Origin of the sequence: Cerasibacillus terrae (assembly GCF_008039555.1) — a bacterium.
In the GTDB taxonomy this organism is placed as follows: domain Bacteria; phylum Bacillota; class Bacilli; order Bacillales; family Amphibacillaceae; genus Cerasibacillus; species Cerasibacillus terrae.
This window is the reverse complement of the sequence record NZ_VDUW01000014.1, coordinates 1-25,573: the sequence shown is the minus strand read 5'-3', so window position 1 is coordinate 25,573 and position 25,573 is coordinate 1. Positions and strand designations below refer to the sequence as shown.

General features: G+C 34.0%; 27 protein-coding genes and 1 other annotated feature. Of the genes, 23 read left to right on the top strand and 4 right to left on the bottom strand.

All coding sequences use genetic code 11. The features are described from left to right. Positions 1-82: 82 nt before the first annotated feature. Positions 83-303: a binding site (T-box leader), on the top strand. A 61-nt stretch (positions 304-364) separates the two neighbouring features. Both tyrS and nfsA read left to right on the top strand, forming a co-directional pair. Beyond that, the gene (gene tyrS, locus FHP05_RS14090) at positions 365-1,636 is read left to right on the top strand and encodes a tyrosine--tRNA ligase (RefSeq protein WP_147670426.1); all 1,272 of its coding nucleotides are present in this window, start codon (positions 365-367) and stop codon (positions 1,634-1,636) included. A 182-nt stretch (positions 1,637-1,818) separates the two neighbouring features. Continuing rightward, positions 1,819-2,568 (top strand): oxygen-insensitive NADPH nitroreductase, encoded by a 750-nt coding sequence (gene nfsA / locus FHP05_RS14085; RefSeq protein ID WP_147670425.1) that lies wholly within the window; start codon positions 1,819-1,821, stop codon positions 2,566-2,568. Positions 2,569-2,770: 202 nt separating this feature from the next. On the opposite strand, the gene FHP05_RS14080 is transcribed toward nfsA, so the two are convergent. Then, positions 2,771-3,550, bottom strand: coding sequence for a DUF3891 family protein (locus FHP05_RS14080; protein ID WP_147670423.1), 780 nt, complete (start codon positions 3,548-3,550; stop codon positions 2,771-2,773). 306 nt (positions 3,551-3,856) lie between these two features. On the opposite strand from FHP05_RS14080, the gene cysK reads away from it, so the two are divergent. From cysK to FHP05_RS14045, 7 genes are all read left to right on the top strand, one after another. Next, the gene (cysK, locus tag FHP05_RS14075; protein WP_147670421.1) at positions 3,857-4,783 is read left to right on the top strand and encodes a cysteine synthase A; all 927 of its coding nucleotides are present in this window, start codon (positions 3,857-3,859) and stop codon (positions 4,781-4,783) included. Positions 4,784-4,907: 124 nt separating this feature from the next. Next, positions 4,908-5,750 carry an ABC transporter ATP-binding protein gene (locus FHP05_RS14070; protein WP_147670419.1) on the top strand — a complete coding sequence of 281 codons (843 nt, stop codon included), beginning with the start codon at positions 4,908-4,910 and terminating at the stop codon, positions 5,748-5,750. Then, on the top strand, positions 5,683-6,444 hold the full coding sequence (locus FHP05_RS14065) for an ABC transporter permease (RefSeq protein ID WP_147670417.1): 762 nt from the start codon (positions 5,683-5,685) through the stop codon (positions 6,442-6,444). The genes FHP05_RS14070 and FHP05_RS14065 overlap by 68 nt, the downstream gene beginning before the upstream one ends. A gap of 21 nt (positions 6,445-6,465) precedes the next feature. Further along, positions 6,466-7,449: an ABC transporter substrate-binding protein gene (locus tag FHP05_RS14060; RefSeq protein WP_147670416.1), complete on the top strand. Its 984-nt coding sequence runs from the start codon at positions 6,466-6,468 to the stop codon at positions 7,447-7,449. A gap of 309 nt (positions 7,450-7,758) precedes the next feature. Continuing rightward, positions 7,759-8,508, top strand: coding sequence for an SDR family NAD(P)-dependent oxidoreductase (locus tag FHP05_RS14055; RefSeq protein ID WP_147670414.1), 750 nt, complete (start codon positions 7,759-7,761; stop codon positions 8,506-8,508). Positions 8,509-8,522: 14 nt separating this feature from the next. Next, a complete protein-coding gene (locus tag FHP05_RS14050; protein WP_147670412.1) occupies positions 8,523-9,257 on the top strand; it encodes an SDR family NAD(P)-dependent oxidoreductase in 735 nt (244 codons plus the stop codon). A gap of 72 nt (positions 9,258-9,329) precedes the next feature. Next, complete coding sequence (locus tag FHP05_RS14045) at positions 9,330-9,755, top strand: MarR family winged helix-turn-helix transcriptional regulator (RefSeq protein ID WP_147670410.1); 426 nt, start codon at positions 9,330-9,332, stop codon at positions 9,753-9,755. A 95-nt stretch (positions 9,756-9,850) separates the two neighbouring features. Here the strand turns inward: FHP05_RS14045 and rpsD are convergent, their stop codons facing one another. Then, complete coding sequence (rpsD, locus tag FHP05_RS14040) at positions 9,851-10,453, bottom strand: 30S ribosomal protein S4 (protein WP_147670408.1); 603 nt, start codon at positions 10,451-10,453, stop codon at positions 9,851-9,853. Positions 10,454-10,793: 340 nt separating this feature from the next. Here rpsD and FHP05_RS14035 point away from each other — a divergent pair, with 340 nt between their 5' ends. Beyond that, positions 10,794-12,608, top strand: coding sequence for a sensor domain-containing diguanylate cyclase (locus tag FHP05_RS14035; RefSeq protein WP_147670406.1), 1,815 nt, complete (start codon positions 10,794-10,796; stop codon positions 12,606-12,608). A 33-nt stretch (positions 12,609-12,641) separates the two neighbouring features. Here the strand turns inward: FHP05_RS14035 and FHP05_RS14030 are convergent, their stop codons facing one another. Next, positions 12,642-13,124: a GAF domain-containing protein gene (locus FHP05_RS14030; protein WP_147670405.1), complete on the bottom strand. Its 483-nt coding sequence runs from the start codon at positions 13,122-13,124 to the stop codon at positions 12,642-12,644. Positions 13,125-13,277: 153 nt separating this feature from the next. On the opposite strand from FHP05_RS14030, the gene refZ reads away from it, so the two are divergent. From refZ to FHP05_RS13985, 9 genes are all read left to right on the top strand, one after another. After that, on the top strand, positions 13,278-13,883 hold the full coding sequence (refZ, locus tag FHP05_RS14025) for a forespore capture DNA-binding protein RefZ (RefSeq protein WP_147670403.1): 606 nt from the start codon (positions 13,278-13,280) through the stop codon (positions 13,881-13,883). Positions 13,884-14,062: 179 nt separating this feature from the next. Next, complete coding sequence (gene ezrA, locus FHP05_RS14020; protein ID WP_147670402.1) at positions 14,063-15,751, top strand: septation ring formation regulator EzrA; 1,689 nt, start codon at positions 14,063-14,065, stop codon at positions 15,749-15,751. A 126-nt stretch (positions 15,752-15,877) separates the two neighbouring features. Further along, entirely contained in the window at positions 15,878-17,017 is a 1,140-nt protein-coding gene (locus FHP05_RS14015; RefSeq protein WP_147670400.1) for a cysteine desulfurase family protein, read from the top strand. Between the two features lie 6 nt (positions 17,018-17,023). Beyond that, a complete protein-coding gene (thiI, locus tag FHP05_RS14010; protein WP_147670398.1) occupies positions 17,024-18,232 on the top strand; it encodes a tRNA uracil 4-sulfurtransferase ThiI in 1,209 nt (402 codons plus the stop codon). A gap of 132 nt (positions 18,233-18,364) precedes the next feature. After that, positions 18,365-18,571, top strand: coding sequence for an alpha/beta-type small acid-soluble spore protein (locus tag FHP05_RS14005; RefSeq protein ID WP_147670396.1), 207 nt, complete (start codon positions 18,365-18,367; stop codon positions 18,569-18,571). Between the two features lie 250 nt (positions 18,572-18,821). Continuing rightward, complete coding sequence (locus FHP05_RS14000) at positions 18,822-19,286, top strand: DUF2953 domain-containing protein (RefSeq protein WP_191126365.1); 465 nt, start codon at positions 18,822-18,824, stop codon at positions 19,284-19,286. Between the two features lie 19 nt (positions 19,287-19,305). Further along, a complete protein-coding gene (ytfJ, locus tag FHP05_RS13995; RefSeq protein ID WP_147670392.1) occupies positions 19,306-19,788 on the top strand; it encodes a GerW family sporulation protein in 483 nt (160 codons plus the stop codon). 48 nt (positions 19,789-19,836) lie between these two features. Beyond that, positions 19,837-20,829 carry a class I SAM-dependent methyltransferase gene (locus tag FHP05_RS13990; RefSeq protein ID WP_230974013.1) on the top strand — a complete coding sequence of 331 codons (993 nt, stop codon included), beginning with the start codon at positions 19,837-19,839 and terminating at the stop codon, positions 20,827-20,829. A 43-nt stretch (positions 20,830-20,872) separates the two neighbouring features. Next, positions 20,873-21,385, top strand: coding sequence for a MogA/MoaB family molybdenum cofactor biosynthesis protein (locus FHP05_RS13985; protein ID WP_147670390.1), 513 nt, complete (start codon positions 20,873-20,875; stop codon positions 21,383-21,385). Between the two features lie 200 nt (positions 21,386-21,585). On the opposite strand, the gene FHP05_RS13980 is transcribed toward FHP05_RS13985, so the two are convergent. After that, positions 21,586-22,017 (bottom strand): universal stress protein, encoded by a 432-nt coding sequence (locus tag FHP05_RS13980; protein WP_147670388.1) that lies wholly within the window; start codon positions 22,015-22,017, stop codon positions 21,586-21,588. 188 nt (positions 22,018-22,205) lie between these two features. Between FHP05_RS13980 and FHP05_RS15425 the strand changes: the two genes are divergently transcribed. The 4 genes from FHP05_RS15425 to FHP05_RS13965 all read left to right on the top strand — a co-directional run bounded on the left by FHP05_RS15425 (position 22,206) and on the right by FHP05_RS13965 (position 25,291). Continuing rightward, a complete protein-coding gene (locus tag FHP05_RS15425) occupies positions 22,206-22,364 on the top strand; it encodes a hypothetical protein (protein ID WP_191126364.1) in 159 nt (52 codons plus the stop codon). A gap of 134 nt (positions 22,365-22,498) precedes the next feature. Beyond that, positions 22,499-23,617 (top strand): alanine dehydrogenase, encoded by a 1,119-nt coding sequence (gene ald, locus FHP05_RS13975; protein WP_147670386.1) that lies wholly within the window; start codon positions 22,499-22,501, stop codon positions 23,615-23,617. Positions 23,618-23,777: 160 nt separating this feature from the next. Beyond that, the gene (locus FHP05_RS13970; RefSeq protein ID WP_147670384.1) at positions 23,778-24,446 is read left to right on the top strand and encodes a PspA/IM30 family protein; all 669 of its coding nucleotides are present in this window, start codon (positions 23,778-23,780) and stop codon (positions 24,444-24,446) included. A 164-nt stretch (positions 24,447-24,610) separates the two neighbouring features. Next, positions 24,611-25,291: a metal-dependent hydrolase gene (locus FHP05_RS13965; protein ID WP_147670382.1), complete on the top strand. Its 681-nt coding sequence runs from the start codon at positions 24,611-24,613 to the stop codon at positions 25,289-25,291. Positions 25,292-25,573: the final 282 nt, after the last annotated feature.

Sequence of the window (25,573 nt, the reverse complement as noted above, 5' to 3'; positions counted from 1 at the left end):
CGATATTTGGTATATATATATAAAAGATTATCATTGCATTTTATTTTTATATATGGTAAGAATATAGTATCTCATATTTTATGAAAAAGCGAAGAAGGAAATAAGTAACGAAGCAAATCCCTATCAAAGAGAGCTGGCGGTTGGTGTAAGTCAGTATATATTTGCAAGTGAATTACATTCTGGAGCTTCTTTTTTGTCCATTTTTGTTAGGATGAAAAAGACGGTGAACTCATCGTTAACAAATCCTAAGTGGCAATACCTATTGCAACAAGGGTGGTACCGCGTGTTTAACTCGTCCCTTTTATAAGAGGAGGAGTTTTTTTGTTTTCTAAAATAAAGATGAATTGATGGAGAGTGAATACTGATGGATATTTTACAGGATTTAGAAAAACGTGGGTTGATTAACCAAGTAACAGATTTTGAAGGATTAAGAAGACATCTAGCAGAAAATCAAGTCACATTATATTGTGGTTTTGATCCGACAGCAGATAGTCTACATATTGGACACTTGCTACCGATTACCATGTTAAAACGTTTCCAAAAAGCTGGTCATCGTCCAATTGCTTTAATAGGTGGTGGAACAGGAATGATTGGTGACCCTAGTGGTCGTTCCACAGAGCGGTCTTTAAATGAAGCGGAAGTTGTTCAAGGATACGCAGAAAAGATTAAACAACAAATTGGCAAACTTTTAGAGTTTGACGAGGGAGAAAATCCTGTTGTCGCTAGAAATAATCATGATTGGCTAGCAGATTTAACATTTATTGATGTCTTACGTGATATTGGAAAGCATTTTACAGTAAACTATATGCTAGCAAAAGATGCTGTATCATCCCGAATTGAAGATGGAATTTCCTATACAGAATTTAGTTACATGCTTTTACAATCTCTTGATTATGTCAAATTACATGAACAAGAAAATATGACATTACAAATTGGTGGAAGTGACCAGTGGGGGAATATTACTGCTGGGATGGAATTAATTCGCCGTACACGTGAAAACCAAGATGAAGAGGTAAAAGTATTTGGTTTAACGGTTCCACTAATTACCAAAGCAGACGGAACGAAATTTGGTAAAACAGCAGGTGGAGCTATTTGGTTGGATCCAGAAAAAACAAGTCCATATGAGTTTTATCAATTCTGGATCAATACAGATGACCGCGATGTGATGAAATTTATTCGCTATTTTACATTTTTACCAGAGGAAGAAGTACGAGAATTAGAAGAATCTCTGGAAAATCATCCAGAAAAACGTCTTGCCCATAAGCGCCTAGCTGAGGAAGTTACGAAAATGGTTCATGGGGAAGAATCACTACAACAAGCACAAAATATTACAGAAGCATTGTTTAGTGGAAACTTGAAACAATTATCCATAAGTGAAATTAAACAAGGATTCAAAGATGTGCCAACATATGAAATGGACAAGGAAGAAATTGGCTTAGTTGATTTATTAGTCGATGCGAAGATATCTTCATCTAAACGTCAGGCACGCGAAGATATTAAAAATGGAGCAATTTACATTAATGGAGAACGTGAACAAGAAGTAAATTATACTGTTTCCGAAGCAGATCGAATGGAAGGTACCTTTACTATTATTCGCCGTGGAAAGAAAAGATATTTCCTAATCAAATATAAATAAAAATTATAATAAAGGCTTCTCTTCTAAAACTTTATTTAGGAGAAAAGCCTTTTCATTGTTTGTATATATATAACTGAAAATACAAAATTAATACAAAATAGAACAGCAAATTAGTTGCGCTTCAGATGAATATATAAGTAAAATGAATAGAGATACGTGTATAAATAAGGGGATGATACATAATGAATGAAACAATTGAGACAATATTAAATCACCGTTCTATACGAAAATTCACAGATCAAAAGCTGTCGGATGAACAAATTCGTATCATTATTCAGGCCGCACAACAGGCTTCTACATCAAGTTATGTGATGGCTTATACAATAATTGGTGTAACCGACCCAGAAATCAAGAAACAATTAGCGGAAGTATCTGGTCAATTCTATGTAGAAAAAAATGGTCAACTTTTTGTATTCTGTGCAGATTTAAGTCGAATTCAAGCAATCCAGGCACAAGATGAAGAAAAACAAGTGATGGAAGAAAACTTAGAAAGTACCGAACAATTTATTGTTGCAACGGTTGATGCCGCACTTGCTGCACAAAATGCTGCCATTGCCGCTGAATCACTTGGGTTAGGGATTTGTTATTTGGGGAGTTTACGAAATGATATAGAGCGTGTAAGTGACATACTTCAACTACCTGATTATGTATACCCATTATTTGGTATGGCAATGGGATATCCGAATCATGAACCGGAGAAGAAACCCCGTTTTCCAATGGAAGTCATTTACCATGAAAATACATATAAAAAGCATCCGGAACAGGATAAATATGTACAAGACTTTGATGCGACATTAAAAGAGTATTACAGCAACAGATCATTTAATGTCAGGTCAGATACATGGACAAAACAGATGATTCGTAAATATAAAGTTCCACAACGATTAGATGTTGGACCATTTATAAAAGGGAAGCAAATGAATAGAAAATAAAAAGTGCCTGTGTGATGAAATAGATATCACACAGGTGTTTTTTACTCACTTATTATCGCAGATTAACTAGGCTGTAAGATCTCCACTTCAAGAATTCGAGATACTTTAAGAATTATAAGTGGAGGATCAACAGCCAGTAAAGGCCCGATTCGTTCAACTAACAATCAGTGGGAGAAGAAGAAAACTCCCACTGATTGAAGTTTCACTTTATTTCTTTAGACCGATTGAAGTTGAATTTCACTTTTTCAAATGCGGTACTCGAATAACTTTCAAGTAGTCCGTGTGTGGTAATGTCCTCCTTAGAAACAACCTTTTGTTGAAAAGTAACGGGTATAGGTCGTATAAATGGAAACATATCTAAATAGATAGTTCTCTCATTTTTCCATTCCACTTGGATTCGCTTTTCTGCCATGTCTTGCATCAAAGTAGGTATTGGAATCCCTTCACGGAAAAATGAGTGTTCTTGATTTTTTGAAACCCCAGGTTCATTTAAGCATATATATAAAGAGAGATTGTCTCCAAATTGTAGCAAATTATAATGCAAATCAAATAACGTTTGATTAAAATGGGGAAAGGTTTTGATGATTCGTTCGTGACGTTTTCTTTCTTGTTTTAAAAAATACTTAACCTCGTCTATCTTATGATGTTTCACAAATCGGGCATAATGCTCACTACATAAGAGTGCTGCATATGGATTTACTTGTTCAACCTTATCAATCCCTTGCTTGTATAACGTTAGCTTGGGTAATAAAGGGAAATCGATGAATGTGTATGGAGCATGCTTCTTGTCATTCCAAAAAGGTTCCTTGTCAAATGGTTTCCATCCACAGTCATGCTGTTCAATGGCGTATATCACGGAATTCCAGAAGTTATCTCTCTTCAATAAATGTGGTTTCAGGTCGGTCATTATATTAGCAGCCACCCTAGCATGCTCGTGCTGTTCAATCATAATGAAAGCCTTGTTTGTTTCACGAACAATCATTTGATACACCCTTTCATGGAATAGAGAGAAAATGATTTATCTTTATGTAGATACATCCTTTTCCTTTTTCCTTTAATAGTATTTTAAATGTTTAAAGGTATTGATTCAATTTCAAAACTCGTTTATTTGAAACATGGAAGATTTGTTGGTGTGAAATATCATGCACAAAAATTATATACTGGAATAGTATAGAGAAACTATAAGGAATTTAGAAAAATGGTATGTATAAAACCCTGTAAACAGGTAGGAATAATATAAATTATTTGTTATAATGAATTGTAAACTTTATAGAAAGGGAGAATTATTTTGAAAGTTGTTCATAGTATGGTGGATTTAATTGGTGATACTCCTTTAGTTAAATTAAATAGAATTGTAAATCCGAACGGTGCAGAAGTATACGTTAAGTTGGAATATTTTAATCCAAGCAGAAGTGTGAAAGACCGTGCTGCATTTTATATGCTTGATCAAGCTGAAAAAAGTGGTTTCATAAAACCAGGTGCTACCATTATCGAACCAACATCAGGAAATACAGGGATTGGTCTTGCGATGAATGCAGCAGCAAAAGGATATAAAACAATTATTGTCATGCCAGATTCTTCTACAGAAGAACGGGTCAATATTTTAAAAGCATTTGGTGCAGAAGTTGTCTTTACCCCTAGTGAAGGAAAAATGCCAGCAGCAATTGAAAAAGCAAAAGAAATAGCTAAAGATATTTCGAATAGTTTTATTCCGATGCAATTTGAAAATGAAGCAAATCCAGATATTCATCGTTTTACTACTGCAAAAGAGATTATGAGGGCAATGGAAAAGGTAGAAAAAAACTTATCAGCCTTTGTTTGTACTGCAGGTACGGGCGGTACTATCACAGGAACAGGTGAAGCTTTAAAGGAATACGATGAAAACATATCAATTCATGTTGTTGAGCCAGCAGGTTCGCCAGTTTTATCTGGTGGGAAACCCGGAAAACATAAATTAGTAGGAACGAGTCCAGGTTTTATTCCAGATATTTTAAATACAAATATCTTTGATGAAATAATTCAAATTGAAGATCAAGATGCCTATGATACGGTACATTCTCTAGCATCTAAAGAAGGCATATTATTAGGGCCATCTGGTGGTGCATCCGTATATGCTGCAATTCTTGTAGCAAGCCGCCTAAGTCCAGATGAAACTGTGGTATGTATTGCACCTGATACAGGAGAAAGATACTTATCGAGTGATTTATTTGACTAGTATCATTATAGCTATTAATAAAAAGATATGGATATTGTGTATACAAGAACTTCCATATTTTTTTAAGAGTAATACCTAGTAAACTAATAGGTTTAATGTGTTAAAAGGAGTTAGGGTGAAAAAAATGTATTTGAAGATAGAGGGAATTAATAAGAGCTTTACGAATGATCAAAATGAGAAAGTAAAGGTATTAGATAATATTTCGATGGAAATTGAAAAAGGGAGTTTTGTTTCCATTGTAGGGCCATCAGGTTGTGGAAAATCAACATTATTAGATGTTATTGCAGGATTAGAAAAGGCTGATTCTGGTTTTATATCTGTTTCAGGTAAAAAGATTAATAAGCCAGGCCCAGACCGTGTCGTTGTATTCCAAGAGGATGGTTTATTTCCTTGGCTAACGGTATTAGACAATGTCATGTATGGATTACATCTTAAAAAAATTTCAAAAATAGATGCAGAAAAGAAAGCGAAAGAAATATTAAAAATGGTCCATTTAAGTCAATATATCCACTCTTACCCACATCAACTTTCTGGTGGAATGAAACAAAGAGTAGCAATTGCAAGAGCCCTTGTCATGGAGCCAGATATTTTACTGATGGATGAACCTTTTTCAGCATTAGATGAACAAACGAAAATGATGCTTCATAATGAATTATTAGATATATGGAAAGAAACGAAAGTAACGATATTCTTTGTAACTCATGATATTCGCGAAGCGGTGAAATTATCAGAAAAAATTGTTGTACTTGCAACAAGACCTGGAAAAATAAAAGAAATTATTACCGTTCCTGCGATGAAAGACAGTATGATGCCGAACTCGGTTACATTAAAGATGGAAAGAAAAATATTAACAATCCTTCAGACAGAAATAGATAAAGTATGGAAGGAGGAAATGGGGGATGAATACAGCTTTCAGACGAATTATATTCATCGGAGTGATAGCAATCATTTGGGAAATGACATCTAGACTTTCAGGTTTGCCAGATTTTATGTTTCCTAGTTTGACGCAAGTCTTTTCAACCCTTTTTAATGGGTTAATAGATGGTCAGATAACGAAAGCTATTATTATAAGCTTTAAGAGAATTTTAATTGGCTTTTCAATCGCTGTCATTCTTGGTTTTATATTAGGTTATTTGATTTGGCGGTTTACATTTGTTGAAGATACACTTGGCTTTCTTGTAACAGCATTCCAATCAATTCCAAGTATTGTGTGGTTTCCACTTGCGATTATTTGGTTCGGTTTAAATGATTTTGCCATTTTATTTATTGTAACGATTGGGGCAACTTGGACTATGACGATGAGTGCAACAAGCGGATTCAAAAATGTGCCCGAACTTTATCAACGAGTCGCCAAAACACTTGGTTCTAGTGGTTTTCATTTTATTAAAACTGTAATTATACCAGCTTCTATTCCACAAATACTCTCAGGATTACGTATATCTTGGGCTTTTGCTTGGCGAGCATTAATGGCTGGGGAACTATTAGGAGCTGGTGGCGGGCTGGGACAATTATTAGAAAATGGCCGCGCCTTAGGTCAAATGGATTTAGTTATTTCCGTCATGATTATCATTGCGGTGATTGGAACGATGATGGATCGTGTTGTATTTGTACGTTTAGAACGTTCGGTTCAAACAAAATGGGGCATAAATCAAGCAACATAAATATTAAAGGGGGATTTATCGATGAAAAGGCTTTTAGTAATCTTTATTTCTATTACATTATTTATTGGAATTTTAATAGGATGTTCAAGTGAAGAAGAGGAAATAGTTAAAATTGGCTATTTTCCTAACCTGACACATATTGCGACAATTGTAGGATTGGAAAAGGGGTATTTTGAAACAGAGTTTGGTGAAAATATGAAAATTGAAACGAAGACATTTAATAATGGTGGTCTATTTATGGAGGCCATGCAGACAAATGAAATCGATGTTGGAACGGTTGGCCCGGGACCATTATTAAATATATATGTAAAAAATCCTGGATTTCATATCATTTCCGGTGCAGTGAACGGAGGAGCAGTACTTGTTGCAGCGAAAGGAAGTGGTGTTGAAAGTTTAAAACACTTAGATGGAAAAAGAGTGGCGATTCCTGTGATTGGTAGCACACAAGATATCATGCTTCGTAAGGCATTACAAGATGTAAATTTAAATGCTACATCTAGTGGTGGTACAGTAGAATTATTTGCGGCGGCACCTGCGGAGACGGTCACATTATTTACTCAAGAATCTGTCGAAGCAGCTGCAACACAAGAACCTTGGGGATATACGTTAGAAACACAAGCAGATGGAAAATTGCTATTAGATTGGGATGAATTTGCTTGGGGAAAAGAATCAACGAATACAGTTGTAGCAGCAACAAGTAAATTTGTAGAAGATGAAGAACGTACAAAATCATATATTAAAGCGCATAAGAGAGCAATTGAATTTATACAGGATAATCCAGAAAAAGCACAAGGCTTGGTGATTAAACATATTAAAGATTTAACAGGAAAGGAAATTGATAAGGAAGAAATAGAAGCAGCATTTAATCGCTTAGAAGTGACAACAAATGTTAATGAACAAGTTATTCAGGAAATGGCAGATATTAGTAAAAATGCTGATTATGTCGATTCAAATGATATTGATGGTTTATTTGATTTATCGATTATAAATGCATTAAAAGAATAAATATCTTTGAGTTTACTTGTGAAATTATTAAAAAATATCTAGTAGAGTATTTTTAAAACGAAATATGTATAAAATTGTACCCGGGGTAGGAAAATAAACCATTAGTAAAAAGGCCTCTTTTTCGTGTGTGCTTTCCAGGCAAACACATTAGAAAGAGGCCTTTTCATGAATGTAAATATAATTATATCAAGTTTTGACATACACATTTAAGTTTATTTTGTTGCAATTCATTTTAAAAGTTGCTATTATTTAGATGTTAAATGATTAGACATCTAAGTAATTATATATAAACAGAAAGGAGTCTTTCAAGTGAGATTACAAGGAAAAGTCGGAATAGTAACTGGGAGTGCTTCTGGTATTGGCAGAGGAATAGCCCTAGCGATGGCAAAAGAAGGGGCTCATATCGCCATTGTTGATGTGAATGAGGAAAAAGGAAAAGAAACTTTAGCTGAAGTTAATAAATTTACAGAAGGCTTGCTTTTTATAAAAAATATATCCATTAAAGAAAATGCCGATAAAGTTGTCGATGAAGTCGTGAAAAAATTTGGCAAGCTAGATATTTTAGTTAATAATGCACATGTATCAAGACAGGTGCCTTTCGTTGAGACAACAGAAGATCACTTCGATTTATCTTTTGGAACTGGTTTTTATCCAACTTTCTATTTTATGAAAGCTGCTTACCCTGAATTGAAAAAATCTAAGGGTAAAGTAATTAACTTTGCTTCAGGAGCAGGCCTGGATGGACAACCTACACAAACTTCTTATGCAGCGGCAAAAGAAGCTATTCGAGGAATTTCACGAGTTGCAGCGAATGAATGGGGACCAGACGGTATTAATGTCAACTTAATCTCACCTATTGCACTCACTCCTGGTGTTGAACAATGGCGTCAAAACGATCCAAAATCATACGATGCAATGATTAATAAAATTCCACTTCGTCGGCTTGGTGACACAGAACAAGATATCGGTAGAGTAGCTGTCTTTTTAGCAAGCGATGATTCGGATTATATAACTGGACAAACACTTATGGTAGATGGTGGAAGTATTAAGTTACGTTAAGGGAGGAATGAAGTATGGGAAGGTTAGATAATAAAGTAGCTATAGTTACAGGTGGAGCATCAGGTATTGGTGAACGTATGGTTGAATTATTCAGCCAAGAAGGAGCTATCGTCATTGCCGCCGACATTAATGAGGCAGCACTTGAAAGAGTTCGTCAAAAAGAAAACGTATATGGAATGAAGTTAAATGTTTCTTCAGAGGAAGATTGGCAAGCACTAGCCAAGGAAGTAAACAATCATTTCGGTAAAATTGATATTCTCGTGAACAATGCAGGTATTTCATCGGAAAAACAATATCAGGAAATTAATCTTGATGACTGGGGAAAAATGCTGTCTATTAACGGTTTTGGTCCTTTTGCTGGTATGAAACATGTTGCTCCTTATATGGCAGAACAAAAGAAAGGATCTATTGTAAATATCTCTTCTTATACTGCACAAATCGGGCAAGGTTTTAACCACTATTCGGCTTCTAAAGGTGCAGTTCGTGCTATTTCTAAAGCAGCTGCAACAACCTTTGGGCATCAAGGAGTACGTGTAAATACACTTTTTCCTGGGATTATTGAAACACCAATGACAAAATCGTTGGAAACATCAAAAGATCTTCTCGGTCGCTTGGTTCAAGCAACACCGCTTCAACGATTAGGTCAACCTGAAGATATTGCAAATGCGGCGTTATTCTTAGCATCTGATGAATCTTCTTTTATCACTGGTGCGGAATTGGTGATTGACGGTGGATTTTCTGCTCAATAAAATATACTATATTCAATGAGGCCCCTATAATCCAAGGGGCTTTTCAATTATAGAAAGTAGGGGTATACGTATATGAAAGAAAAAAACATTTTTGGACTTATTCATTCCATGGATCAGGTCACGAACTATTTAATTATTCAATGGAATAAAATGTTCAATGAAAGCCTTGGTATTTCTCATATTCTTGTGCTTAGCCACCTTAAGGATAACGGAAAAAGTCGTCCATCAGATATCGCGAGAACCTTAGGGTTGACTCCTCCAACTTTAACTCACTTATCAGAAAAACTCGTGCAAAAAAAGTTAGCCACTCGACTTGCAGACGATGATGATCGTAGAATTATTTATTTAGCTATCACTGATAAGGGACTCGATTTGGTCAAAAAAGCAAATGAAGAGGGAAAAACACTTCGTAAAAATTTGTTTGATAAATTAACAGCTGAGGAACAACAACAACTATTATCCATTTACAGGAAATTAAATGACTCTATTAGGAATTGAGTTTTATTTACAAAACTGGAATAAGAAAAGTCCTCAAAACCCTATTTATAAAGGTTTTGGGGACTTTAAATACTGAATTCAATTAAGCAACTTTATTAACGAGAGTAGAACTCAACGATTAGAGACTCGTTAATTTCAGCTGGTAATTCAGCACGTTCTGGACGTCTTGTGTACGAACCTTCTAGATTGTTTTCATCAAATGTGAGGTACTCAGGTACAAAGTTGTTTACTTCGATAGATTCTTTAATAATATCTAGGTTTTTAGATTTTTCACGTAGACCAATTGTTTGACCAATTTTTACAGAGTATGATGGAATATTTGTACGTTGCCCATCAACTGTAATATGACCGTGGTTTACTAATTGGCGTGCTTGGCGACGTGTACGTGCAAAGCCAAGACGGTAAACAAGGTTGTCTAGACGTGATTCAAGAAGAACCATGAAGTTTTCACCGTGAACACCTTTCATTTTTCCTGCACGGTCAAACAAATTACGGAATTGACGCTCATTTAAACCGTACATAAAACGTAATTTTTGTTTTTCTTGAAGCTGTAAGCCATACTCAGATAGCTTTCTGCGTTGGTTTGCACCATGTTGTCCTGGTGCATAAGGACGTTTATCTAATTCTTTACCTGTTCCTGTTAGTGAAATGCCAAAACGACGTGATTTTTTCCAAATTGGACCTGTATATCGTGACATAGGACATTTCCTCCTTGTAGTTTATTTGCATAAAATAAACGGAGCGTGCCCCAATCCGTTGTGTATTTTATTTTCATGCACCATCGCCCCAGCAGCTGAGGGTTACACGATACACCTCTTTTTGAGGAATAAAATACTTGCAAGCGGCGGTTCACTTAGGCTACTTATTATTTTACACAAAGTCTAGTATATATTTTTTTTAGAAGTAAGTCAACAAAAACATATATGAAAGATAACCATACATAAAAATAGGAGTAAATGACTATATCTGTTATAATAATATTCATATAGTAGTTATAAAGAACTATACAATAAGTCCTTCTGATTAGGTGATCTTAATATGAATGAACAATCAGTACTCCAGATGAAATTAAAAAATATATTTTTTGACATTATAACAAATAATAATTCCCTGAGTATAAATAAAAAGATGTTATTAGACATATCAAGACAATTAGTTGATATCCTACAACACAAACAGATAGCGATATATATTTTAGACGAATGGAATAATCAATATAAACGAATGACTGTTTATCCGAAATATCGAGTAACATCTTTACAAGAAACTATTCCTCTATCTGAATTTCAGAAAAAAATACCATTTCAAATAGATAAAGGAAATATAATCATCCCAATAAACATTGGAGAAAAAGCATTTGGATATATTATCAGTTGTACAGAAACCAGAAATACATTGGATGAACTACATATGTCAATCATTCAAAAAGAATCAGAAAAACTATTTAAACTATTACATACTTATCATCAGATGAAGATAAAACAGAATAGGATGAAGTTTGCCAACTCCTTTTCTTCTAGATTATTTTCAAAAGTAGACAAAAGTAATATATTAGAAGAACTTTTAACCTCTATCCAGAACCTCTATCCAAATTTTAAATTCAATGTTTTATTGTCTCAAGAATATAAAGTTGATCCATCATTACCGATTAAATTGTTAAATTTTAGTGGGAAATTTGGGTATCATTTGAGTATGACCGCATTTTTAACGGGAGAGCCCCAAATAGAAATAGATAAATATCAAGAACGTTTGAAACTATATGTGCCATTAGAAGGAAAACAGGCTATCTATGGTGTGTTAGAAGTTGAGACGAATGATGCTATTAATTTTCCTAAACATGAACTTGATTTTATATCACAATTAGCAAGCTTTACAGGAAAGGCAATTGAAAATGTTGCATTGTATCAAAGTTCAAACGAGCAAATAGAGAGTTTGAAATTGATAAACGAAACATCTAAAATGCTAAATTCAAATATGAAATTAGAGGAAATTATTAGAATCGTTAGAAAGAAGGTAATGAGTATATGCGATTGTTCTGAATTAGGCTTTGTTAAAATCGGGGAAACGGAGCCATCCGTGTTAGAAGAAAGTACCCCTTATTTTCATACGAAAGAAGGACAGGTCCTCGCCCATTATTTAACACATAGAAATGAACAAGAACCTTTTTTTGCTGGTGATTTCAACTTAATAGATGGCATTCCATATCGTTCGGTTATGATAATCCCGATGAAACATGATGTTTTTACGTATGGGTCGGTCATTATTTTACACGAGGAACCAAACTACTTCACATTTGAAAATTTTAAGACAATACAATCTCTTATTATGCATTCTACTTTATCTATTTTAAATGCATTTTTAATGAAACAATTGAAACAAACAGTGAAAACAGATTATGTAACAAAATTGTACACACGAAACCATTTAGATAAACAGATACATAAACATATGAAAACACGAGGGCAGGGGACATTAATATTATTCGATATCGATGATTTTAAAAAAATAAATGATACATTTGGGCACCACATAGGTGATAAAGTATTAAAACAAGTGGCAAACATTATCCAAAGAAATACAAGAACGGAAGATATTGCGGCACGTTGGGGTGGAGAAGAACTAGCTGTATATTTACCTGGAGTGTTGGAGGAAAAGGGTGTAGAAATAGCAAAAAGAATTAGTAGGGAAGTAGAAATGGACACAAATCCACAAATTACAGTTTCTGCTGGAGTTTCGGCATGGAATGATGCGATTCCTAAATCGGTAGTCGAATTATTCATCCGTACAGATCAAGCTTTATATGAAGCAAAAAATTCTGGAAAGAATTGTGTGATCATGAAATCCATTCTATAAAAAGATGGTGTTTGATATATAAACACCATCTTTTTATAGAAGTGCCCCCTTTAAAATCTTGATGAATTTTTCTAAGTAAACTTGATCTATATCATGAAAGCGGTTTTTAATTGGACTATCAATATCTAACACACCATAAATTTCATCTTTTATAATGATTGGAATAACAATTTCAGATTGACTTCGATTGTCACAAGCAATATGGCCTGGGAAATGATTCACATCATTAACCCTGATGGTTTGTCTTTTTTTTATAGCTGTCCCACAAACACCTTTTCCATAGGGGATGCGGATACAAGCAGGTAATCCTTGAAATGGTCCTAGGACAAGTCCATTTTCTTTCCATAAATAAAAACCAACCCAATTAATTTCTTCTAAAAACTGATTTAATAAGGCAGCTGCATTTGCTAGATTAGCTATATGATCTTTTTCATCGTGTATTAATGCCTGTAATTGCTGGAATAAAGAATCATAATCCTTATGTATGTCACCTGAATAATTAACTGTTTGAAACATATGTAAACATCCTTTCTTTTCTTTTTATTTTGACAAAATATGATCCTTTTAAATTTTTTGTCGACATTTAGATGCAGGAGATGTTGCTTTTATTGTCGTATGTTAGAACTAAGGGGATCTAACATATTCTAGCATACGAGGAGTTGAAAAAAGATGAATAGTGAGCCAACAAAACAAAAGATAACGAGAATTGCATCTTCTTTATTTTATCAAAAAGGATTCCAAGGAACATCTGTTCGCGATATTGCAAAAGAAGCAGATGTCAATTTATCAGCAATTAGTTATTATTTTAAAGGAAAACAAGGTTTACTAGAACATACTGTTACTTCTTATTTTGAAGATTATTTAGCTGTACTAGAAGCAGCGTTTTTTAAAACAAGAAACTTACCTGCAGTGGAACGTCTAAAGAAATTAATTCGAACCATTATTCAATTTAAACAAGAGTATGAACAATTATCTTGTTTTATTTATCGTGAACTTGCATTTGACTCTATTTTTGTTAGAGAAATGGTTGTTACATATTTGGCAAAAGAAAGTTTTTATATTAAAAAAATATTTTATACCATTCTTGAGGAAAAAAGTATTTCTAAGAAAGAACATCCATTTTTATTTATGCAATTACTTGGAATGTTCTCTACGCCTTATCTTCTTCATAGTGAATTGAAAAGTCAAGCAATTGGTGTGACGGGGAAGGATTATTTTACTGAAAACTATGTGAGTGTTATATATAAATGGATAGATTCCGTGATTGAAGCATAGAAAAATGTTGAAATTCCAAATAAAAAGAAGTAAATTTTAGCCAAAAACCGTCAAAACATGGTATTATTAATTATATAGTGATATTTTAAAAGGAAATTACATTTTTTAGTACATATATGTAATAAATGGAAAATAAGTAAAGATCCTCTTACAAGGGATAGCTAGCTAGGAGGTTTTGTATGATATATATCATCATCGCGATATTACTAATTATTATTATTTTAATTACTGGATTAATTTTTCGAAAGCGAATGTATGATGAAGTTGACCGACAGGAAAGTTGGAAATTAGACATTATGAATCGGAATGTCGCAGGGCAAATAGCACGTATTAAAAAATTGAATCTTTCTGGGGAAACACAAGAAAAATTTGAAGAATGGAAAGAACGTTGGGAAACAATTGTAACAAAGGATTTATCAGATGTGGAAGAAGCGTTATTTGAAGCGGAAGAGGCATCTGATCGTTATCGATTCCCAACAGCAAAAAAAGTCATCGAAAATACAGATGAACGATTACAATCAGTTGAAAAAGATATTGAAAATATTTTGGTAGAATTAGACCAATTGATAGACACTGAAAAGGAAAATCGGGAAGAAATAGAACAAATGGAGCCCACTCTTAAAAAACTACAAAAAGTCATTTCGCAGAAGCGGTATCAATATGGAAAGGCCGATCAATGGTTTGAAAAAGAATTGAAACAATCGGAAGATGGTATTGCTACATATCATGAACTTGTCCAGTCTGGAAATTACTTAGAAGCAAAAGAACTTGTAGATGGATTGAAAGAAGCATTGGCGACCGTTGAAAAAAAATTAGAAGAATTTCCGGATTTATATAAAGCATGTAAAGATCAACTTCCAAGTGAATTAAATGAACTCCTGGCTGGTGTTCAGGAAATGATAGAAGATGGATATCCGATTAAACAATTTAATTTTGAAGAAGAAATTAAACAATCTCAAAAACGTCTTCACGATGGTGTACTGGCCCTTGAAAAAGGGGAGATAGATGAGAGTAGGCAAATGATTTCGGAAATAGATGAACGAATAAAAGAAATTTATGATGTATTAGAGAAAGAAGCTATTGCTAAGAATTATGTTGAATCACATGTTCCAAGTTATCAGAAGGCACTTGAAGAGGTTGCAGCTACTTTTTCTGAAACCAAAACAGAAGTGGATTACTTGAAACAGACCTATTACCTGGATGATGGTGATATGGAAAAATATATGTCCATTGAAAAAACAATCGATCATCTACAAGCACAATATGAGAAAATTTCTAACGCATTGGAAAATGAAAAAGGGACATATATTGAGATGCGAGAGCGTCTGGAAAAAGAATGGCAACAATTAGAAGAAATAAAGGAAGAACATATTGCATTTAAAAAGGACTTGCAAAATCTACGGCGTGATGAATTAGAGGCAAAAGAAGAGCTCCTCCAAATGCGTCAAAAAAGTCAAGATACATATCGTAAGTTAGCAAAAAGTAATATTCCAGGTATTCCGAACTTTATTTTAGATATACTAGAAGACACCAAAGAAAAAAACGATTATGTCCTACACGTATTAGAAAAACAACCACTTGATATGACAGAAGTTCAAAAAGCTTTGGGTGAAGCCAAGACTGCTACAGAGTATCTTTTAGAACAAACAAACTTCATGTTGGATCAGGCTTATTTAACAGAGCAAGTCATTCAATATGCCAATCGTTATCGGAGTCGATATCCAATTTTAGCTAGAAAGTTGGCTGAAGCAGAACAATTATTCAGAAAGTATGAATATGAAGCTGCTTTAGAAGAAGCGGCAAAAGCGGTTGAAGAAGTGGAACCTGGTGCATTAAAACGAATTGAAGAATTACAATCCATTGTGTAAAATATTTTCACTGCATGATTTTCATGGTATGATTCAATCATGAAACGTTGATGAAGGCTGTCTTATGGAATTTTTTTCCATAGTCAGCCTTCTGTTTTGATTTCTTAGACTTAAGGAGGCTACGCAATGATTTACTTAGATAATAGTGCAACTACAAAGCCACATCCAGATGTACTTCACAGTTTTCAACAAGTATCAACGTCCTTTTATGCAAACCCGTCTTCCATTCATCCACTTGGTGGAGAAGCCGAACAATTGCTTTTAACTGCTAAAAAACAAGCAGCAAAAATATTACGTGTTTTACCAGAGGAGATTATATTTACAGCAAGTGGAACAGAAGGAAATAATCTAGCTATAAAAGGAGTTGCCTTAGAACACCAAAAACGGGGGAAACATATTATTACAACAATAATTGAACATCCGTCCGTATATAATACATGTCTTGCTTTAGAAAAATTAGGCTTCGAAATTACATACATTCCTGTAAATCAGGATGGAATAGTATCACCTGAGATGATTGAACAAGCAATTCGTGATGACACCATTCTCATATCCGTAATGCATGTTAATAATGAAATTGGATCTATACAACCGGTTCAAGAAATTGGTGAGCGTTTAAGAAAATATCCAAAAGTTATTTTTCATGTTGATGATGTACAAGGTTTTGGTAAGGTTCCTTTGAATATAAAAGAAAGCCATATCGACTTATATACGATATCAGCACATAAAATACATGGACTGAAAGGGAATGGAATTCTTTATAAACAAAGCCGTGTTTCTTTATTTCCTTTATTTCATGGTGGAGAACAAGGAGAAGGATTCAGAGCAGGAACGGAGAATGTGGCAGGAGCGGTGTCCATGACAAAAGCTATGCGCTTAATAAAAGAAAAAGAGAAAGAAAAAAATAGGTATCTGTTCCAATTACATCAATTATTACGACAAGAATTGGAAAAAATAGAAGGGGTTTTCATTAATACGCCTAAAAATGCAGCACCGCATATTATGAATTTTTCTCTACCAGGTTTAAAACCAGAAGTATTGATTCACGCTTTGGCTTCTGAAGAAATTTATATTTCTACAAAATCAGCTTGTTCTTCAAAGCAATCTGATTATAGTAGGATTGTCGCTGCATGTGGAAAAGATGATGAAAATGCGACATCAGCATTAAGAGTTAGTCTGTCTTACGAACAAACAAAAGAAGAAATTGATACATTTATTCATACAATGAAACGAATCATAACAAAATTACGAGGAATAATGGGGTAGATGTTAATGGAATTCGAATTTGATCATATATTAATTCGCTATGGTGAATTAGCGTTGAAAGGAAAAAATCAAAAACATTTTCTAAATAAATTACAGCAAAATATACAGCATAAATTAAAAGGATTTCCAAATATAAAAATAAAGCGAACACGTGGTAGAATGTTTATTATGCTTCATGGGCAGGATCCACAACCAATTATCGATAAATGTAAAAACATCTTTGGTATTCACAGTTTAAGTTTAGCCATAAAGGTTTCGAATGAATTAGAACAAATCAAACAAGCTGGATTATTTGCTTTAGAAAACTCGATTCAAGCAAAAACATTTAAAGTTGCCGTACGTCGTGTTGATAAAACATTTCCAACCGGCTCACAGGAAATGAATCAGCTTTTAGGTGCTTATTTATTAAAACATACATCTGGCTTTAAAGTGGATGTGCATCAACCCGATGTAGAAATAAATGTAGAAATACGTGTAGATGCGACGTATATCACGTCAGATGTAATCAAAGGTGCTGGAGGTCTACCTGTTGGAACATCTGGAAAATCATTACTTTTACTATCTGGTGGAATTGATAGTCCTGTTGCAGGATACTTAATGATGAAGCGTGGTGTAGAGATAGAAGCAATTCATTTCCATTCACCACCGTTTACAAGTGACCGTGCTAAACAAAAAGTAATCGATCTTGCGGAGAAATTGACAGCTTTCGGTCATCGTTTAAAAATTCATGTTGTTCCATTTACAACATTACAACAGAAAATCTTTCAGGAAATTCCAGAAAGCTATGCAATGACTGTTATGCGTCGTATGATGTTCCGCATCAGTGAAGCAGTCTGTGAAAATCACCAAATCTTATCCCTTACTACAGGAGAAAGTCTTGGTCAAGTCGCTTCCCAAACAATGGAAAGCATGCACACAATTAATGAAGTAACCAATTATCCGATTCTACGACCATTAGTGGCAATGGATAAACAAGATATTATCAAAATATCGAAACAAATTGACACATATGATATTTCGATACGGCCATATGAAGACTGTTGTACCATTTTTGTGCCAAAAGCTCCAAAAACAAAACCAAAAAGAGAAAAAGTAAACCAATTTGAAGCAGACTTTGCTTTTGAACCATTCATAGAAGAAGCCGTCCAAAAGATACAGAAGATTGTTGTATCAGATGAACAAAGTGAAGATAAACGATTTGATGATTTATTTTAATGGTTTGTTATTTTCTAAAACAATATTTATATCTTAGAAAATACTACATTGATTTACAAGACTTACCAATTGAATTCATGCATGATTGTCTCCCTTTTTACACATTCTATTTGTACAAGGGAGGTGAAAGACATGCCAAACAGAAATAACTCTAACCAACTAGTAGTTCCTGGTGCACAACAAGCACTTGAACAAATGAAAACAGAAATCGCTACAGAATTTGGTGTTCAACTTGGTGCTGATACAACTTCTAGAGCAAACGGTTCTGTAGGTGGAGAAATCACAAAACGCCTAGTTCAAATGGCTCAACAACAATTTAGTGGTGGGCAAGGACAATAACAATAAAATAGAAATGGCTAAGGGTCATCCATTCATTTGGATGGCCCTTTTTAAAATACGTAAAAGAATGAAAAAAAATATCATAAATCATAAAAAATGAAACAAGATATATAAGGAGAAAAAGTTATTTTTAAAGTGATGTGGTGAATGGATGTATGGAATTATATTTTTAGTCTTTTTGATCATAATCATTATGATTATTTTTTCCCGGATTTATTTAACCTATATGTTAAATATTAGAAATGAAAGAATGAAAATAACAATTAGAGTATCATTCTGGGGGATTACCTTTTATAAAAAAGATCTTATATGGGAACCTTCTTTATCTAATCATTTATCTTCTATCGTTAAACAAATAGAAGAATATTTTGATGGAGAAGACTACAAAAAAACACCATTCACTGAAAAAATGAATCAAATGAGAAAAATCCTACCTTTGTTTCGACGAACTATCTATGTTCACACATTTCACTGGAAAACAGTTATTGGAACAAAAGAAGCCAATTGGACAGCTATTTTATCTGGAAGTTTATGGTCTATTAAATATAAGTTACTCGGTATGTTAGATACTTATATGAATAAAGAAATGAATCCATCGATTTCCATTGAACCAAATTTTCAGACAAAAATATTTTGTATGGAAATGAAAAGTATTAGTTCTGTTTCTCTTTATAAGGGAATACAGTTACTATTTAAACTTCGACAAATAAAATGAAGAAAAGGTGAGAAATGACATGGAAGAACATCCGATTCAAAAATTAATGGCTACAACTATGGAAAATTTAAATGAGATGATTGATGTAAATACCATTATTGGTGATCCTGTAGAAACTTCAGATGGAACACTAATTATCCCTATCTCTAAATTAGGATTTGGTTTTGCTGCAGGTGGAAGTGAATTTTCTCAACAAGATCAGGAAAGTCAAGATAATAATCTTCCATTTGGTGGTGGAGCAGGTGGCGGTGTTTCAGTTACACCCATTGCTTTTTTAATCGTTCATTCTAAAGGGGTCAAGATGATTCATATGAACGAACATGTCCATCTGTATGAGAAATTACTTGATTTAGCACCACAAGCTATTGACAAAGTCGAACAAATTTTTTCTGAATCACCAAGAAGGACAGATGATTCAACAGAGGAAACAGAGAAATCAGATAGGAAAAAGAGAAGATCTAGAAGGCGTGATGACACAAGTGATAATAATTTTATGATATAATATGAGGCTAGACATACTTCCATGTGAAGAAGATTGGGGGAGTTTTATTTGCCAAAAATAAACAATGTGGAAAACTTATACTCATGGCTTGATGCAACAGCAAATATCCTAGAGAAACATCGTGAAGAACCATATTTAGAATGTTTAGCTCAAGCAATGGACTTACTATTTTTTCAGGAAGTCCCAACATCAGGTAACGAGATCTTAGATAATAAATTACAAAAAGCATTGAATGAGATCCAACCGATTCATTTTGAACAACTTGAAATCAGAAAAGCAGTTCAATTAGCTATTCTAAAAGGTATGAAAGATGCTACTCAACAACAACATTTGATGACTCCAGAGGCGGTGGCTCTTTTTACCGGCTATGTTGCTGAGAAACTTATGGGAAACAAAGAGAAAACTACAATATTTGACCCTGCCTGTGGGACATCTAACTTACTTACAACCGTCATAAGTCAATTTAATCATAAGGTAGAAGCATATGGAAATGATATTGATCCAACATTAATTCAGCTTTCTTTGGCAAGTGCCAACTTACAAAAAATGGATATTGAATTTTTCAAACAAGATAGTATGCGACCATTTTTAATAGATCCTGTTGATTTAGTTGTTTCTGATTTACCAGTAGGTTACTATCCAGACGATGTACGTGCAAGTGAATTTGAATTGAAAGCAGATGATGGTCAATCTTATGCCCATCACTTATTAATAGAGCAAAGTTTAATGTATACAAAGGAAGCTGGTTATCTCATTTTTTTAATTCCAAATTTCTTATTTACTAGTGATCAAGCAGAAAAATTGCATCAGTTTTTAAGAGAACATGCTCATATTGTTGGACTTTTACAACTTCCTGAAAGTATTTTTAAAACAGATAAAAATACCAAGAGTATTCTTGTTTTACAAAAAAAGGGAGAACATACTTCAACACCAAAACAACCACTTCTAGTTCAATTACCATCTTTTAAAAACGAAGCTGCAATGGCAGATATCGTGAAGCAAATGAATCAGTGGTTTTTAGAAAATATTTCTGAAAAATAACAAGAACATAATGAAGGAATTTTTCATATAAGGGGAGAATAGCATGTCAGTACATGAACACAAGCGTCAAAAACGAGTCGTGCATGTGATGATTGTTACAATTAGTGATACAAGGACATTGGATACAGATAAAAGCGGTAAGGTAATAGAGAAATTACTTAAAGATAATGGACATTCTGTGTTCAAAAGAGTCGTTGTAAAAGACGAGGTATCGAATATTCGTGAAGCAATAGAAGTAGGATTACATCATCCAGAAGTAGATGCTATATTAACAAATGGGGGAACAGGCATTGCCTATCGGGATGTTACCATAGAAACCGTCGAATCCATTATCGAGAAAGAAATACCAGGTTTTGGTGAGATCTTTCGTTTATTAAGTTATGAAAAAGATATCGGCTCTGCAGCAATTCTTTCACGGGCCATTGCCGGTGTGGCAAATCACACAGCTGTTTTTTCTATGCCAGGCTCATCTGGAGCAGTAACATTAGGTATGAATAAACTTATTTTACCTGAGTTAAGCCATGTGGTAAATGAGATAAAAAAAGATATTAGCTAGGCATACATAATTTGCGGAAACTTATTCTTAATGATTGGTTACTTTTATGGGAAATATTTCACTAAATTATACGAAAGTGGCCTTATGTAAAGTTTCATTACCTTCACAAACTCTCTAATAGCTTATGTTTTTAAAAATCTTATTCAACTCATTAAAAAAGTTTCTCTGTCGCTGAAAACAGAGAAACTTTTTTTCATTCATTATCTAACAACAAGAACACTACATTTAGCAAAACGGACGATGCTTTCTGAAACACTTCCAATTAAGAAACGTTCTACTGCACTTAGTCCAGTTGCACCACAGACAATTAAATCTGCTTCAAAATCAGTTGCGATGTCTTTAGGAATTTTGACTCTTGGTGAGCCGTATTCCACATTTTTAATAACATTTTTAACTCCAGCTTTTTCTGCTTCTTCTACATATGCACTCATTAACTCGTCGGCTTGTGCTTCAGCACGTTCCCCTAAAGTTCTGTCATATGCTTCAATCATCGCAAATGACCGGGAATCAATGACATTAACAATCATCAATTTCGCATCATTCTGTTTAGCAAGTGAAACTGCTTCATCGAACGCTTTTTTTGCCTCGTTAGATCCATCTACTGCGACCATTATATTTTTATAATTAGTCATATTCATCCTCCCCTTTCTAAATACCATCTATACTTATTATACATTAAATATTGCATTTTTTGGCAAAATAAAACAGTACAATATTACAATTTTATGGACAAACTACAAAGGAAGCTTGCTTTTATTAAATACGAACTTAGCAAGTTATTCGACAATCAGATAAGTTTCTAACAAGGGAGGGATTCTTTTTGGCTGATCAAAAAAGGCGAAATAAAAAGTTGCACGAAGAGAAAAAAGGAATTCAAACTGTAAAAAATCAGCTTATAGAAAGTTATCAGAGTGGTGTTGTCGAGGATCAATTGGAAAATAATCGTGGAGTAAACACATTTAACAATCAGAGCAACTAAATAAATGGAAATAGTCCATCTTATCCAGGTAGGATGGACTATTTTCCATTCTTTATTGAGTATAAATGTTATTTTTTGCAATATTTGATAGAATGTATATATTATCTTAAAAATCTCAAGAAGAAGGTGTTTAAATGAAAATCGGGGTACCTAAAGAAAGATTGAATAATGAAAATCGAGTGGCAATGACACCAGCAGGAGTATTGAGCTTGAAAAATGATGGTCATCAAATATATATTGAAACAAATGCAGGCTTAGGATCAGGATTTACGGATGAACAATATAAAGAAGTTGGAGCAACAATTGTAGCAACAGCTAAAGAAGCCTGGGAAAATGAAATGATCATGAAAGTAAAAGAACCAATTCCAGAAGAATATGAATTTCTCCAAGAAGGGCAAATTATTTTTACATACTTTCATTTAGCTAATGAAGAAACATTAACACATACTTTATTAGAAAAGAAAGTTACTGCAATTGCATACGAAACAGTGCAATTATCTAATCGCTCACTACCGTTACTTACTCCAATGAGTGAAGTAGCAGGACGAATGGCTACACAAATCGGTGCTCAATTTCTAGAGAAAACATATGGTGGTAAGGGAGTATTACTTGCTGGAATACCAGGGGTTAAACGTTCGAAAGTAACAATTATTGGTGGTGGTGTCGTTGGGACTAATGCTGCCAAAGTGGCTGTCGGTTTAGGAGCAGATGTTACAATGGTTGATTTAAATCCGAATCGTCTACGTGAATTAGATGACATTTTTGGCTCTTCTTTGAAAACACTAATGTCAAATCCGATGAATATAGCTGAGGCAGTTTCAGAATCTGATTTAGTTATAGGTGCAGTACTGATTCCAGGAGCAAGAGCTCCAAAACTGGTATCTGAAGAAATGGTTAAAAATATGTCACAAGGATCAGTTATAATTGATGTAGCGATTGACCAAGGTGGAATTGTTGAGACAAGTGACCGTGTAACAACTCATGATGACCCAACATACACGAAACATGGTGTCGTACATTATGCCGTTTCCAATATGCCTGGTGCCGTACCACGCACATCTACATTGGGATTAACGAATGTAACCATTCCCTATGCTCAACAGATCGCCAATAAAGGCCTAGAGCAAGCAATCACAGATAATGAAGCATTACTAAAAGGTGTTAACACCATGGATGGCCATGTTACATATCATGCTGTAGCAGGAGCTCATGGACTTGAACACACAGATATTTCCATACTATTAAATAAGTGATGATACAAAATAACTCTCCACAACGGAGAGTTATTTTGTTAATCGCGCATCCCCCTGCAGAAATAATCAGGAAAAAAACATCGACAGTTTTTGAAACTTCCTGCTCCTGTTATTCGTATGACATAATAGAAAGTAAACAAGATAAAAGGAGGAACCACACATGTTTCAATTTTTTAAACGAATGAAAACAATCGTTTCATCTGAATTAAATGCGATGCTTGATAAAGCGGAAGACCCGGTTAAAATGCTTGAACAATTTTTACGAGATATGGGTGAAGATATAAAAGATGTGGAAAAAGCAGTAGCAAAACAAATTGCTAATGAAAAGATTTTAAAGCATAAATTAGAAGATGCTAAAGTGATGGTGGATAAACGTCAAGAACAGGCAGTGAAAGCGGTAGACGCTGGAAAAGATGACCTAGCTCGTCGTGCACTTCAAGATAAAAAGGAATACGAGTCACAAGCACAATTATTAAATGAATCACATGAGAAGGCAAAAGAGGATTCTGAAACATTAAAAAGTAAATTAAAGGAAATGAAGAAAGAATATCAGCAGATGCAATTAAAAAAAGATACACTTCAAGCAAGGGCTGAGTCTGCTAAAACACGAACAAAAATTAATCGTACGATGTCATCTATTGGTAATGATAATTCTAAACGTGGGTTTGAACGAATGGAAGAAAAAGTGTTGCAATTTGAGGCTGAAGCGGAAACAACGGAAGATTTATCAAAAGAAAATCGCTCACTCGATGATGAGCTTGCTGAACTAGATTCAGATGTTGATGATGAACTGGCTGCGTTGAAAAAAGCAATGGGAAAAGAGGATTAATAATGGAGAGGGATTAGTCGTATGGGCTAATCTCTTTTTTGCTTATCTTATAGTGTTTTGGTTGGAAAGAAAATATAATAAATGTAAAAAAATGAACTTTCTGTTTACAATTAAGTTATAATTGATGTATGGTAAAGGTACATATGATTTAAAGGAGAGATAGCATGCAAATATCTTATCATGGCCATTCTGTCGTGAAAGTGAAAACAGGAGAACATACCATATTAATTGACCCATTTATTACTGGAAATAAATTATGTGATCTTGATGCAAACACTGTTGAAACGGATGTTATTTTACTAACACATGGACATAATGATCATGTTGGGGACACGGTGGAAATTGCAAAGCGGAATGATGCACTTGTTGTTGCACCGAATGAATTAGCTGTGTATCTTGGTTTAAAAGGTGTGAAAACACATCCAATGAATCTTGGTGGTGCATATGACTTTGAATTTGGCCGAGTGAAATTCACCCATGCTTTTCACGGATCTTCTTACCAAGAAGAGGATAATACTTTTGTTTATACTGGAATGCCAGGTGGAATTTTGTTAACAGTGGAAGGGAAAACACTATATCATCTAGGGGACACAGCATTATTTACAGATTTAAAAATGTATGGAGAATTAAATGATATAGAGGTTGCGTTTATTCCAATTGGGGACAATTTTACGATGGGGCCAGATGATGCCTTAATTGCTGCTGATTGGGTAAAAGCAAATATCATTGTCCCGGTGCATTACAATACATTTCCTGTAATTGAGCAAGACCCAGATGCATTTGCAGAAAAAGTAAAAACAGGAAAAGGACAAGCAATGAAAGTTGGAGAAGTTCTGGAAATATAATTAAGATATAGAATGAAAATGCTAACGAACGATTCAAGAGAAGAATACTGTTCGTTAGCATTTTCTATATATTTTTTATAATAGAATGTAAATTTTTATAATATATAGTAAAAAATGACTATATAAATATTGACTATAAAAACATATAATGGTACTCACTAGCATTGCATTAATTAAGTCTGTTGATTCAAAATACTAACAATGTTCAATAATTTAATGTCCATACAATAAAAAAATCCTTTACAATGGAAGTACAGGTGGTTTCCTGTCCAAATCCAAAGC

Excerpts from the sequence above, each read along its gene's own strand:
- tyrS (WP_147670426.1), top strand. The coding sequence starts at position 365 with ATGGATATTTTACAGGATTTAGAAAAACGTGGGTTGATTAACCAAGTA.
- nfsA (WP_147670425.1), top strand. The coding sequence starts at position 1,819 with ATGAATGAAACAATTGAGACAATATTAAATCACCGTTCTATACGAAAA.
- FHP05_RS14080 (WP_147670423.1), bottom strand. The coding sequence starts at position 3,550 with ATGATTGTTCGTGAAACAAACAAGGCTTTCATTATGATTGAACAGCAC.
- FHP05_RS14070 (WP_147670419.1), top strand. The coding sequence starts at position 4,908 with ATGTATTTGAAGATAGAGGGAATTAATAAGAGCTTTACGAATGATCAA.
- FHP05_RS14065 (WP_147670417.1), top strand. The coding sequence starts at position 5,683 with ATGAATACAGCTTTCAGACGAATTATATTCATCGGAGTGATAGCAATC.
- FHP05_RS14060 (WP_147670416.1), top strand. The coding sequence starts at position 6,466 with ATGAAAAGGCTTTTAGTAATCTTTATTTCTATTACATTATTTATTGGA.
- FHP05_RS14050 (WP_147670412.1), top strand. The coding sequence starts at position 8,523 with ATGGGAAGGTTAGATAATAAAGTAGCTATAGTTACAGGTGGAGCATCA.
- FHP05_RS14045 (WP_147670410.1), top strand. The coding sequence starts at position 9,330 with ATGAAAGAAAAAAACATTTTTGGACTTATTCATTCCATGGATCAGGTC.
- rpsD (WP_147670408.1), bottom strand. The coding sequence starts at position 10,453 with ATGTCACGATATACAGGTCCAATTTGGAAAAAATCACGTCGTTTTGGC.
- FHP05_RS14035 (WP_147670406.1), top strand. The coding sequence starts at position 10,794 with ATGAATGAACAATCAGTACTCCAGATGAAATTAAAAAATATATTTTTT.
- FHP05_RS14030 (WP_147670405.1), bottom strand. The coding sequence starts at position 13,124 with ATGTTTCAAACAGTTAATTATTCAGGTGACATACATAAGGATTATGAT.
- refZ (WP_147670403.1), top strand. The coding sequence starts at position 13,278 with ATGAATAGTGAGCCAACAAAACAAAAGATAACGAGAATTGCATCTTCT.
- ezrA (WP_147670402.1), top strand. The coding sequence starts at position 14,063 with ATGATATATATCATCATCGCGATATTACTAATTATTATTATTTTAATT.
- FHP05_RS14015 (WP_147670400.1), top strand. The coding sequence starts at position 15,878 with ATGATTTACTTAGATAATAGTGCAACTACAAAGCCACATCCAGATGTA.
- thiI (WP_147670398.1), top strand. The coding sequence starts at position 17,024 with ATGGAATTCGAATTTGATCATATATTAATTCGCTATGGTGAATTAGCG.
- FHP05_RS14005 (WP_147670396.1), top strand. The coding sequence starts at position 18,365 with ATGCCAAACAGAAATAACTCTAACCAACTAGTAGTTCCTGGTGCACAA.
- FHP05_RS14000 (WP_191126365.1), top strand. The coding sequence starts at position 18,822 with ATGAAAATAACAATTAGAGTATCATTCTGGGGGATTACCTTTTATAAA.
- ytfJ (WP_147670392.1), top strand. The coding sequence starts at position 19,306 with ATGGAAGAACATCCGATTCAAAAATTAATGGCTACAACTATGGAAAAT.
- FHP05_RS13985 (WP_147670390.1), top strand. The coding sequence starts at position 20,873 with ATGTCAGTACATGAACACAAGCGTCAAAAACGAGTCGTGCATGTGATG.
- FHP05_RS13980 (WP_147670388.1), bottom strand. The coding sequence starts at position 22,017 with ATGACTAATTATAAAAATATAATGGTCGCAGTAGATGGATCTAACGAG.
- ald (WP_147670386.1), top strand. The coding sequence starts at position 22,499 with ATGAAAATCGGGGTACCTAAAGAAAGATTGAATAATGAAAATCGAGTG.
- FHP05_RS13970 (WP_147670384.1), top strand. The coding sequence starts at position 23,778 with ATGTTTCAATTTTTTAAACGAATGAAAACAATCGTTTCATCTGAATTA.
- FHP05_RS13965 (WP_147670382.1), top strand. The coding sequence starts at position 24,611 with ATGCAAATATCTTATCATGGCCATTCTGTCGTGAAAGTGAAAACAGGA.